At 42.1% G+C, this 12,032-nt stretch carries 13 protein-coding genes; 12 read left to right on the top strand and 1 reads right to left on the bottom strand.

The window, feature by feature from the left end; translation table 11 throughout:
• Window positions 1–11 precede the first annotated feature (11 nt).
• From CKV74_RS03300 to recX, 12 genes are all read left to right on the top strand, one after another.
• On the top strand, window positions 12–647 hold the full coding sequence (locus CKV74_RS03300) for a tellurite resistance TerB family protein (RefSeq protein WP_007242285.1): 636 nt from the start codon (window positions 12–14) through the stop codon (window positions 645–647).
• A gap of 141 nt (window positions 648–788) precedes the next feature.
• Complete coding sequence (ilvG, locus tag CKV74_RS03295; protein ID WP_007242390.1) at window positions 789–2,444, top strand: acetolactate synthase 2 catalytic subunit; 1,656 nt, start codon at window positions 789–791, stop codon at window positions 2,442–2,444.
• Window position 2,445: 1 nt separating this feature from the next.
• Window positions 2,446–2,664, top strand: a complete 219-nt coding sequence (ilvM, locus tag CKV74_RS03290; protein WP_007242301.1) for an acetolactate synthase 2 small subunit — start codon at window positions 2,446–2,448, stop codon at window positions 2,662–2,664.
• A 21-nt stretch (window positions 2,665–2,685) separates the two neighbouring features.
• Window positions 2,686–3,105 carry a hypothetical protein gene (locus CKV74_RS03285; protein ID WP_095176737.1) on the top strand — a complete coding sequence of 140 codons (420 nt, stop codon included), beginning with the start codon at window positions 2,686–2,688 and terminating at the stop codon, window positions 3,103–3,105.
• Between the two features lie 41 nt (window positions 3,106–3,146).
• On the top strand, window positions 3,147–4,985 hold the full coding sequence (ilvD, locus tag CKV74_RS03280; RefSeq protein ID WP_007242372.1) for a dihydroxy-acid dehydratase: 1,839 nt from the start codon (window positions 3,147–3,149) through the stop codon (window positions 4,983–4,985).
• An 81-nt stretch (window positions 4,986–5,066) separates the two neighbouring features.
• Window positions 5,067–6,608, top strand: a complete 1,542-nt coding sequence (gene ilvA / locus CKV74_RS03275) for a threonine ammonia-lyase, biosynthetic (RefSeq protein WP_095176736.1) — start codon at window positions 5,067–5,069, stop codon at window positions 6,606–6,608.
• A 47-nt stretch (window positions 6,609–6,655) separates the two neighbouring features.
• Entirely contained in the window at window positions 6,656–7,570 is a 915-nt protein-coding gene (locus tag CKV74_RS03270) for a hypothetical protein (RefSeq protein WP_039847821.1), read from the top strand.
• A 2-nt stretch (window positions 7,571–7,572) separates the two neighbouring features.
• Window positions 7,573–8,733 (top strand): beta-ketoacyl-ACP synthase III, encoded by a 1,161-nt coding sequence (locus tag CKV74_RS03265; protein WP_007242273.1) that lies wholly within the window; start codon window positions 7,573–7,575, stop codon window positions 8,731–8,733.
• Complete coding sequence (locus CKV74_RS03260; protein ID WP_007242352.1) at window positions 8,723–9,130, top strand: DarG family dialkylresorcinol biosynthesis protein; 408 nt, start codon at window positions 8,723–8,725, stop codon at window positions 9,128–9,130. Before CKV74_RS03265 ends, CKV74_RS03260 begins: the two co-directional genes overlap by 11 nt.
• Entirely contained in the window at window positions 9,130–9,969 is an 840-nt protein-coding gene (locus CKV74_RS03255; protein WP_408607450.1) for a patatin-like phospholipase family protein, read from the top strand. The genes CKV74_RS03260 and CKV74_RS03255 overlap by 1 nt, the downstream gene beginning before the upstream one ends.
• A 132-nt stretch (window positions 9,970–10,101) precedes the next feature.
• Window positions 10,102–11,163, top strand: coding sequence for a recombinase RecA (gene recA / locus CKV74_RS03250; protein ID WP_007242279.1), 1,062 nt, complete (start codon window positions 10,102–10,104; stop codon window positions 11,161–11,163).
• A gap of 50 nt (window positions 11,164–11,213) precedes the next feature.
• Window positions 11,214–11,660: a recombination regulator RecX gene (gene recX / locus CKV74_RS03245; protein ID WP_095176734.1), complete on the top strand. Its 447-nt coding sequence runs from the start codon at window positions 11,214–11,216 to the stop codon at window positions 11,658–11,660.
• Here recX and crcB read toward each other — a convergent pair.
• Window positions 11,641–12,027 (bottom strand): fluoride efflux transporter CrcB, encoded by a 387-nt coding sequence (crcB, locus tag CKV74_RS03240; RefSeq protein WP_094188643.1) that lies wholly within the window; start codon window positions 12,025–12,027, stop codon window positions 11,641–11,643. The two genes, recX and crcB, sit on opposite strands and share 20 nt — an antisense overlap.
• Window positions 12,028–12,032 lie beyond the last annotated feature (5 nt).

Here is a 12,032-nt window from a genome sequence, read left to right as displayed (position 1 = left end):
AAGGACTCTTTATGAACTTTAATAACATCTTAAATCAGGTTTTAGACATTGCGAAAACCTCTGCAAATAAATTACAGACCGGTAACCAAACCCTTGACACCATTACCAAAGTGGGCGGTGGTGCAGCGCTTACCGGCCTGTTATCGATGATTTTAGGCCGTAGTGGGGGTGCCGGCTTGGCCAAGCTCGGTAGCTTGGCTGTATTAGGAAATCTGGCCTATCAAGCATATCAAAAATACCAACAAGGCCAACAAAGCCAACCAACAATCGAGCAAAATCAATTTGATGTGCTTAATTCCGAGCAACAAGCCGATGCCGGCGCGCTAATTCTGCGCACCATGATCGCCGCAGCAGCTTCCGATGGCGACATCAGCGTCGAAGAACAACAAATTATCGCCAAAGAAGCCGGTGAGAACCCGCAACTGGCAGAATGGTTGGAACAAGAAGTACAAAATCCAATCAGCGTACAGGAAATTGCCCAATTGGCGGGAAATGATACGGCCTTAGCCGCCAACCTGTATTTAGCCGCTCGTTTGGTTTGCCAAGAACTTTCCCGTAAAGAAATTGTTTTCTTAGCCGAACTAGCCAAAGCACTTGGCTTAGATGATGCATTAGTGGAACAATTAGAAAAACAGGCCGGTTTCTAAACCATATTTAAGTTTACCAAGCACGATAACCTAATTATCGTGCTTTTTTTATGCTTTTCACGGGAAGGCCTAACCAAATAGACAAAATTCCGATACAATGCGCCACTTCACAACTCTAAAAAGCAAACACAGGATTCCAGCATGACAGGCGCACAACTGATTATCGAATGTTTAAAAGCGCACGGCGTTACCGATCTTTTCGGCTATCCCGGCGGGGCAATTATGCCAACCTACGATGCAATTTATGACTCAGGTCTTGACCATCTCCTTTGCCGCAATGAGCAAGGTGCGGCGATAGCCGCCATTGGTTATGCACGTTCCACAGGCAAAGTGGGCGTATGTGTAGCAACCTCTGGCCCCGGCGCGACAAACTTAGTCACAGGTTTGGGAGACGCTTTTGCCGATTCAGTGCCAGTTGTTGCCTTTACCGGCCAAGTGGCCGCCCCGCTCATCGGTACCGACGCATTCCAAGAAGCCGACGTTTTAGGCTTATCCCTTGCTTGCACTAAGCACAGTTACATAGTGCAATCCATTGAAGAACTACCGGAAATTATTGCCTCGGCCTTTCAAATCGCCCAAAGTGGTCGCCCAGGACCAGTATTAATCGACCTTCCACGCAATATCCAAGTCGGCGAAGTACCTGAGCATATCAAACCGATTGTTAAACCAACCATCAAACCGCCTGTACTGGCAGAAACCAAATTAGCAGAGGCCAAAACCTTATTGGCACAAGCTAAAAAACCGGTACTTTATGTTGGTGGTGGCGTAGGCATGGCAAAAGCCGTGCAAGCTGTCAGACAATTCCTAAAAATAACTCAAATGCCATCTGTTTCTACCTTGAAAGGTTTAGGCTCAATTGATCCAACCGACCCCGTTTATATGGGCATGATTGGTATGCACGGTACCAGAGCGGCAAATATTGCCGTACAGGAATGTGATCTATTGTTAGTATGTGGCGCACGTTTTGATGATCGTGTGACAGGTAAATTAGACAGTTTTGCACCACATGCGAAAGTGATTCATTGTGATATTGATGCGGCGGAAATCAACAAACTTCGCGCAGCCGATGTTGAGCTTCAAGGTGATTTAATTCAAGCTTTAGAGGCTTTAAGTATACCGCTAGCAATTAATGATTGGCGCGCACACATCCAAGCGTTAAAGGCCAAACTCGATTTCACTTATATCGACAATGCAGGCAATCGACCGATTGACCCTTGGTCATTGCTCAACACACTTTCACAGCGTAAACCTCAAAATGCGGTGATTTGTACCGATGTTGGCCAGCATCAAATGTGGTCTGCACAACATATGCGCCATTTCGCACCAGAAAACTATATCACCTCCGCGGGTTTCGGCACCATGGGATTTGGTTTACCTGCAGCGGTAGGCGCGAAAAAAGCTCGCCCGCAAGATGATGTGATTTTAGTCACCGGTGATGGCTCATTGATGATGAATATTCAAGAATTAGGCTCAATCAAACGCGGTAAATTGCCTGTGAAAATTTTGATATTAGATAACCAACGCCTTGGGATGGTGCGTCAATGGCAAGATCTTTTCTGGAACAAACGCCGTTCTGAAACTATTTTAGAAGATAACCCTGATTTCGTGATGTTGGCTAAAGCCTTTGATATTCCGGCTGAACGCATTGAACGTGCTGATGAGGTGGACGCAGCACTTAATCGCTTATTAAATAGCGAAACAGCCTATTTATTACAAGTATGCATTCCACCGGAGGAATGTGTATGGCCGTTGGTACCACCGGGTGCATGTAATGCCGATATGCTGGAGGAGATTTAAGATGAACCAATATACCTTTGAATTGATCGCGCAACATCGTCCCGAAGTACTCGAACGCATATTACGTGTTATTCGCTTACGTGGCTTCACCGTGACTCATCTAGAAATGGCATTAATGAAGACCCAAGTGCAGTTAAAAATCTCAGTAGGATCTGAACGCACTTTTGATCTATTGGTGAATCAGTTAGCGAAATTGCCGGATGTAATGGAGATTAAATAATAAATCGAAAAAGGAAAACGGATGAAAAAAAGCATTTTATTTGCATTTCTAAGTTGCACAGCGTTAATCGGATGCTCATCAAGTGGCAATAAAGCACTAACGATGGATGAAATCCGCGCTATGGATTATGGGGTTTATCCTAAGGATTATGAAACCATCATAAAACAACGCCTTTCTAAAAAAGATTTATCCAGGCTTGCCGGTTTTGATTCACCTAGAAAACATTTGAGCATCAGTAGCATATCGGGTACTGATGAAGTTGAATATGTTACATCTTATTTAGTTTGTGCCAACCTTAAGGGAAAAACGCTACTTCAGCGACCTTTTCATATAAAAAATAATGAAGTAGTTAATCCTCCTCATGCTACATTCGAATGTACCGACCAGAATGACGTTGTTATTTACAGAAAAGTTCTGACATCGATACATGTCGGGAAATAGACAAAACCTTAACAATAGATCTACTCGGAGAATTTATAACAATGCCAAAACTACGTTCAGCGACCAGTACTCAAGGTCGTAATATGGCAGGTGCACGGGCCTTATGGCGTGCAACAGGGATGAAAGAAAATGACTTTGGTAAACCGATTATTGCAGTGGTGAACTCATTCACCCAATTCGTACCAGGGCATGTTCATTTAAAAGATATGGGGCAACTAGTCGCGGCTGAAATTGAAAAAGCCGGCGGCGTGGCAAAAGAATTTAATACCATTGCGGTGGATGACGGTATCGCGATGGGGCACGGTGGGATGCTTTATTCCTTACCAAGCCGTGATTTAATCGCAGACAGCGTAGAATATATGGTTAATGCTCACTGTGCTGATGCAATGGTGTGTATTTCCAACTGTGACAAAATCACCCCAGGAATGTTGATGGCGGCAATGCGTTTGAACATTCCAACCATCTTCGTTTCAGGCGGTCCGATGGAAGCGGGAAAAACCAAACTTTCCGACCAGCTCATTAAATTAGACTTAATTGATGCCATGATCCAAAGCGCTGATGTGAATGTCAGCGATAAAGATGTTGATGCCATTGAGCGCAGCGCTTGCCCAACCTGTGGTTCTTGCTCAGGGATGTTCACCGCTAACTCAATGAACTGCTTAACCGAAGCCTTAGGTTTATCTTTACCGGGCAATGGCTCGATGTTGGCAACCCATGCTGACCGCAAAGAATTATTTTTAAAAGCTGGTCGTCAAATTGTTGAGCTTTGCAAACGCTATTATGAACAAGATGATGAAAGCGTATTGCCGCGTTCAATCGGTACCTTTGAAGCCTTTGAAAACGCTATGAGCTTAGATATCGCGATGGGCGGTTCAAGTAACACTGTTTTACACTTATTAGCGGCAGCTCAAGAAGCTGGTGTAGATTTCAAAATGGCGGATATTGACCGTTTATCCCGTGTTGTGCCTTGCTTAAGCAAAATCGCCCCAAACACCAATAAATACCACATGGAAGATGTACATCGTGCAGGTGGCATTATGGGCTTATTGGGTGAATTAGATCGTGCAGGTTTAATTCATCGCAACACCAAAACTGTGTTGGGAACAACGCTGGAAGAACAATTAAATCAATACGATATCATTCGTAACAAAGACGAAGAATTACATAAATTTTTCCGTGCAGGCCCTGCTGGTATTCGTACCACGCAAGCCTTCTCACAAGATTGCCGTTGGGATCGCGTAGATGATGACCGTGTAAGTGGCTGTATCCGTAATAAAGAAAATGCGATTTCTCAAGAAGGTGGTTTAGCGGTATTGTTCGGTAACATCGCTAAAGACGGCTGTATCGTAAAAACTGCGGGCGTGGATGAGTCTATCTGGAAATTCACAGGCCGTGCTATCGTATTTGAAAGCCAAGAAGATGCGGTAGCCGGTATTTTAGGTGGCAAAGTTAAAGAAGGCCATGTGGTGGTAATCCGCTACGAGGGTCCCAAAGGCGGTCCTGGTATGCAAGAAATGTTGTATCCAACCAGCTACTTAAAATCGATGGGCTTAGGCAAGAAATGTGCCTTATTAACAGATGGTCGATTCTCTGGTGGTACATCCGGTTTATCTATCGGTCACGCCTCACCTGAAGCAGCTTCTGGTGGAGCTATCGGTTTAGTACATGATGACGATATTATCGAAATCGATATTCCAAATCGCGCGATTAATCTTAAAATTAGCGATGAAGAATTAGCAAAACGCCGTACCGAGCAAGATGCCAAAGGCTGGCAACCTGCTAACCGTGAGCGTGAAGTATCCTTTGCCTTAAAAGTATTTGGTCACTTTGCAACTTCTGCGGATAAAGGTGCCGTTCGTGATAAAACACTTTTAAAATAATACCTGGTTACCCCTCTCTTATATGAGAGAGGGGAATAAAACAAAAAAATTACTCGCACTTCATCATAAACAACAAATATCATGAAAAACCTACTCACCAATCCTCAACCATCTCAATCGGATTACATTAACGCGATTGTCAAACTTGGCTCCAGAGTATATGAAGCCGCTACCGTAACCCCGCTACAAAAAATGGGAAAATTATCTGATCGCCTACATAACAATATTTGGATTAAGCGTGAAGACCGTCAGCCAGTAAATAGCTTTAAGCTGCGTGGTGCTTATGCGATGATTTCTAGCCTTTCTGATGAACAAAAACAGGCAGGTGTCATTGCCGCTTCTGCGGGTAACCATGCTCAAGGTGTTGCTTTATCCGCCAAACAGCTTGGCTTAAGAGCATTAATTGTTATGCCACAGAATACACCGAGCATTAAAGTGGATGCCGTTCGTGGTTTTGGTGGCGAAGTGCTGTTACACGGGGCCAATTTTGATGAAGCCAAAGCCAAAGCCATTGAACTTTCAAAATCTAAACATATGACATTTATTCCGCCGTTTGATCATCCATTGGTCATTGCTGGTCAAGGCACATTGGCGATGGAAATGTTACAACAAGTGGCTGATTTGGATTATGTATTTGTGCAAGTCGGAGGCGGTGGTCTCGCCGCTGGTGTAGCGATTTTGCTCAAACAATTTATGCCGGAAATTAAAGTCATTGGTGTCGAGTCCAAAGATTCAGCCTGTTTGAATGCAGCCTTAGAAAAAGGTGAACCTACAGATCTAGCACATGTTGGCTTATTCGCTGATGGTGTAGCGGTAAAACGTATTGGTGACGAAACATTCCGTTTATGTCAAAAATATTTAGACGGTATGGTGCTAGTAGACAGCGATGAAGTTTGTGCAGCAATGAAAGATTTATTCGAAAACGTGCGTGCTGTCGCAGAACCATCTGGCGCCTTAGGATTAGCCGGTTTGAAGAAATACGTAAAACAAAACAATCTGGAAGGCAAAAATATGGCTGCAATTTTATCTGGCGCCAACCTCAACTTCCATACATTGCGTTACGTATCGGAACGTTGTGAAATTGGTGAAAACCGTGAAGCTTTATTGGCGGTAACTATGCCGGAACAACCGGGTAGTTTCTTAAAATTTGCTCATGTTATTGGTAACCGTGCAGTAACAGAATTTAGTTATCGTTATGCAGATAATCAAAAGGCCTGTATTTTTGTTGGTGTGCGCACGGCTAATGAAGCTGAAAAAGCGGAAATTATCACTGATTTAACGAAAAATGGTTTTGATGTAGAAGATATGTCCAATGATGATATTGCGAAAACTCACGTGCGTTATTTAATGGGTGGGCGAGTTTCCAATCACCATGAACGACTTTATAGCTTTGAATTTCCAGAACAAAAAGGCGCTTTGCTAAAATTCTTGGAAATCTTGGGTAAACGTTGGAATATTTCATTATTCCATTATCGTGCTCATGGTGCAGATTACGGCAATATTCTTGCTGCTTTCCAATTGGAACAGGGCGATCCGCAAGAATTTGAACAGGCACTAAAACAATTGGGCTATGTTTACCAAGATGTTAGTGACAGTAAAGCCTATCGTTATTTTTTAAGTTAATCTTACGCCGCATTTTTCATAAAAATGCGGCTTTAATTCATATCATTATGGCAACCAAACATATTCTCGTTATTTCTTATTCACAAACAGGTCAACTGGATTCATTGGTAGAAAATTTTTTAGTACCACTAAGAACGCATTCAAACATTGAAATAGAACAATGCCGAATCAAACCACAACAGGATTATCCGTTTCCGTGGAAATTTATGCATTTTTTTAATCAATTTCCTGAATCTGTACATCTTAAACCAGCCCCTATCGAACCAATAACACCAATACGGGAAAAATATGATTTGGTAATCATCGCCTATAGCGTATGGTTTCTTTCCCCGGCACAACCGATCACCGCATTCTTACAATCACCTCAAGCCAGATGTTTAAAGGATACACCTGTGATTACCCTCATAGGTTGTCGTAATATGTGGCTCATGGCACAAGAAAAAATGAAACGAATGCTAAACAATTTAGATGCTCGACTTATCGCTAATGTAGTAAAAACCGATCAATCCAACGACTGGGCTAGCTTTATTACTACCCCGGCATGGATGCTCAGTGGTCAAAAACGCTATTTTTCCTGGCTGCCTAGTGCTGGTATCAGTGAAAGCGAATTGACGGATATGCAACGTTTCGGAAAGAAACTGGCCAATACCCTTGAAAACTCTCAACCTCTGGATAAAACACTATTTAGCCATATGGGAGCGGTGAAGATCGATGAAAAATTAATGATGAGTGAGAAAGTAGGACATCGCAGTTTTTATTTGTGGGGAAAACTATTAATAAAATGTGGGAATATCTCCCCGTTATTGCGCCGTATCGTACTCTATTTTTATATTGCCTTTTTAATTATACTGATACTCACTGTGGTACCTTTATCTGCTTTGATTAAACGTCTGTTAAAACCACTATTAAAAGAAAAACTATCTGCACAAAAACGTTATTTTGCCGAACCTTCAGGGGAATAAATTTGTCTGCCTTAACCAATGTTTATATAAATCGTATTGCTGCTTTCCTACCCAATGCACCTGTAAGCAATGAGCAAATGGAACAGGTTTTAGGAATGGTCGGCGGCACACCTTCTCGGGTGCGCAAAATGATTTTACGCTCCAATGCTATTAAAACCCGCCACTACGCCATTGACCCGCAAACTCGCGAAGCCACTCATAGTAGTACCGAATTAGCGGTGGAAGCTATCAAAGGACTAATTGCGCAAGGAATGGATGTGAATGAAGTAAGCTGTCTTGCTTGCGGAACCTCCTACCCGGATCAAATTATGCCGGGACAAGGCGTTATGGTGCATGGTTTAATTCCAAATGCACCACCTTATGAGATACTCACCGCTGCCGGGGTTTGTATTGCGGGTATGGCTGCGATGAAACATGCCTATAATTCAGTGCGAACCGGCGAGCATCTAAGCGCAATTGCTGTTGCCTCGGAAACAGCTTCTGCAGTCATGCGTGGTGAACATTTCCAAGCGGAAATAGAACAACGACAATTAGAAGATGCAAAGCCAGAAATCGGTTTTTCCAAGGATTTTCTACGTTGGATGCTCTCCGATGGTGCTGGAGCCGTGCAATTAAGCAATAAGCCTAATAAATATGGCCTAAGTTTTAAAATCCATTGGATTGATTTAATTTCCTATGCAAATGAAATGCCGGTTTGCATGTATGCTGGTGCTGAAATCCTAGATAATAAATTTATTGGTTGGAAAAATGTCAGCAAACAGGAATGCGATAAGCAAAGCATGATGGCTGTAAAACAGGATGTAAAATTACTTAATGAAAATATCGTACGTTGTACTGTAGAAAACGCCTTATTGCGCTTAATTAATAAATACAATTTAAAAGCGGAAAATATCGATTATTTCCTACCGCATTATTCTTCTGGGTTTTTCCGTGACAAATTGCTTGAAGGGTTAAAAAATATTAATTTCGAGATCCCTCAGGAAAAATGGTTTACCAATTTAGAAAGTAAAGGTAACACCGGTTCGGCATCAATCTATATTATCCTGCAGGAATTCCTAGCAGCCTACCCATTACAAGCAGGGCAAAAAGTACTCTGCTATATTCCAGAAAGTGGCCGTTTTTCCTCCTGCTTTATGCTATTAGAGGTTGTTGATGGAAATTAAGCAAGTCCCTCAAGATGACAGCAAAATCTTTCGTGGTCAGAAGAAAGTAATTTATGCCACAGCTAACGGACAATACCAAAGCGCCACCTCAAATGGTTGGGCAGCAGAAGAGTTTGCCACTGAACAGGCAGTAGAGGAGTTGAAACAATTGACTCGGAATGCCCTAGAATTGGTAAAATGTGGTGAAAAATCCCCCCTCTTCTATTACATGTATTATTACCGCTTTGACCTAATAGGGCTAGCCCAGGCAACTGGCTTTTGGCAATGGCAAATTAAGCGTCATTTCCGTCCAACAATATTTCAAAAACTCTCCGAACAAAAGTTAGCAAAATATGCTGAAGTATTTCAAATTGATATTGAAGCACTCAAACACATCGATGAGCAAGGAGGGGCATAATGAACGCATTGGTACTTGAAGGTGGTGGCATGCGGGCAATGTTTACGGCCGGTGTACTAGATGTATTTATTCGACAACAAATCCTATTTCCAACGATAGTTGGTGTTTCCGCGGGTGCGTTATTTGGGGTTAATCTTCCATCAAAACAATTAATGCGGGTGCTCCGTTACAATAAGCGTTTCTTAAATGATCGACGCTATATGGGACTATATAGCCTGTTAACCACAGGTAATATCGTCAATAAAGACTTTTCTTTTTATGAGTTGCCCTCCCATTTAGATCCCTTCGATCAAGAAACTTTTAATCAATCCCAATGTAACTTCTATCTGTCCGCCACCAATGTAAATAGTGGAGAAGCGGAATATTTTAAAATCCATGATGTGTTTCAACAAATGGAGCTATTTCGTGCGACTTCAGCCATGCCCTTCGTCTCTAAAATGGTGGAATGGCAAGGCCAATACTATTTGGATGGTGGAATAGCTAATAGTATTCCTTTTCAATATGCACAATCCTTGGGTTGTCAAAAACTGGTCGTAGTACTCACCCGGGATTTGGATTATCAAAAAAAACCGATGTCTGCCTGGCCAATCAAATTATGCTATCGTCGTTATCCCCAACTAGCAGCCAAATTACAGCAGCGTCATCAAATTTATAATCAACAAATCACCCAACTACGTAAACTGGAGCAACAAGGAAAAGCGTTTATCATCCGCCCACCGGAACCACTCAATATTAGTCGCTTAGAAAAAAATTGGATTAATATACAGGCTGTATATGATAGTGGCGTCGCTGAAGCGGAACGTAGATTATCCAATTTACAACAATATTTAAACAGCTAATCGCCTTATTAACAGGCGATTTCGCGAATCTCTTCACATTTTTTGTTCAAGATCTTAAATTTTTCTTGATACTGTACATCAATACAGATAAAATTCTCTTCGAAAAGTTAATCTACTTAAAAAGGTTCTAATATGGCTACTCAAGACGAAAAACAAAAAGCTCTCGCTGCGGCTCTCGGTCAGATCGAAAAACAATTTGGTAAAGGCTCAATTATGAAATTGGGTGATACTCAGGCCCTTGACGTAGAGTCCGTGTCTACTGGTTCTCTTGGTTTGGATATGGCATTAGGTATTGGTGGCTTACCAATGGGACGTATCGTTGAAATTTTTGGACCTGAATCCTCTGGAAAAACAACACTCACCTTATCGGTTATCGCACAAGCACAAAAAGCAGGCAAAACTTGTGCATTTATTGATGCAGAACATGCATTGGATCCTATTTATGCGGCCAAACTTGGTGTAGATGTAAAAGAATTATTGGTTTCCCAACCAGATAATGGCGAACAAGCACTGGAAATTTGTGATGCCTTGGTTCGTTCAGGTGCAGTTGATGTAATTATTGTTGACTCTGTTGCCGCCTTAACTCCAAAAGCTGAAATCGAAGGTGAGATGGGTGATTCCCATATGGGACTACAAGCCCGCTTAATGTCACAGGCATTACGTAAACTCACCGGTCAAATTAAAAATGCCAACTGTTTAGTCGTCTTTATCAACCAAATTCGAATGAAAATTGGTGTGATGTTTGGTAATCCAGAAACAACTACTGGTGGTAATGCATTAAAATTCTATTCCTCCGTTCGCTTAGATATCCGCCGAGTCGGTTCGGTAAAAGATGGCGAAGAAATTATCGGTAATGAAACCCGAGTGAAAGTAGTGAAAAACAAATTAGCTGCACCATTCCGTCAAGTCGATTTCCAAATTCTTTACGGTGAAGGTATTTCCAAAATGGGAGAGCTCATCGAACTTGGTGTGAAACACAAATTAGTGAATAAATCCGGTGCTTGGTTCTCCTACAACGACGATAAAATTGGTCAAGGAAAAACTAATGCTATTAAATGGCTTAACGAACATCCTGAAAAGGCCCAAGAATTGGAAACGAAATTACGTTCCCTATTAATGGAAAACCCTGAACAGGCGCTCATGGCTGATATCGATCAAAATGAAAGCGATGAAATCCTTTCTAACGAAGAATAAGATACAAAGTGCGGTTTCATACCGCACTTTTTTCACCCCAAGGAATCCATATGTCTTCATTAGCCCTTAATTATCTGATTAATTTACTTTCCCGTCGTGATTACAGCGAATTTGAAATCCGTAATAAAATGCAGGAGAAAGCCTTTACCGAAACAGAAATCGAGCAAGCATTAGCTACAGCCCAACAAAAAAATTGGCAGAATGACAAACGCTTTGCCGCCAGCTATCTATATAGCCGGGCACAACGTGGTTACGGAGCCCAACGCATAAGACAGGAATTGCGGCAATTAAAAGGCGTGCAAGAAGACCTTGTCGATGAAGTAATGGACGAATCAGAAATTGACTGGGCACAATTTGCCGAGCAGGTACTGGCTAAAAAATTTCCGAATTATCAACAACCAGCAAGTATAAAGGAAAAACAAAAGATCTGGCGCTATATGCTATCTCATGGCTTTTACAGCGAAGAGTTTAGTGATCTTATCGGAAACCCAGACTAATCAGGCGATAACAATAAATGCCTAGAACGGTGCATCCTAAGCAACCAAATAGATGCAGACAAATGACTAAACCACCATTCAGCCAATCGCCTTTAAAAAGCAACTCTATAACTTCTGCAGAGAAGGAAGAAAAGGTCGTCAGCGCACCTAAAAAACCAGTCACCAAAAAGAGTTTCCAGTCCTGACTAAAGTGAGAATATTGCCAAAAAGTAGCGGTTAAAATACCAATTAGAAAACAACCTAACCAGTTAGCTATTAATGTGCCAAATGCCAGTCCGCTGAACCAAGTATTGAGCCATAGCCCCAAACTCCAGCGACAACAGGCACCGAGCGCAGCTCCCAAACTAATCAACAATAATGACTGCAACAAAG

Origin of the sequence: Haemophilus pittmaniae (genome assembly GCF_900186995.1) — a bacterium.
GTDB classification, from domain to species: domain Bacteria; phylum Pseudomonadota; class Gammaproteobacteria; order Enterobacterales; family Pasteurellaceae; genus Haemophilus_D; species Haemophilus_D pittmaniae.
Note: the sequence above shows the minus strand (reverse complement) of the source record. Positions and strands in the feature narration are given on the sequence as shown.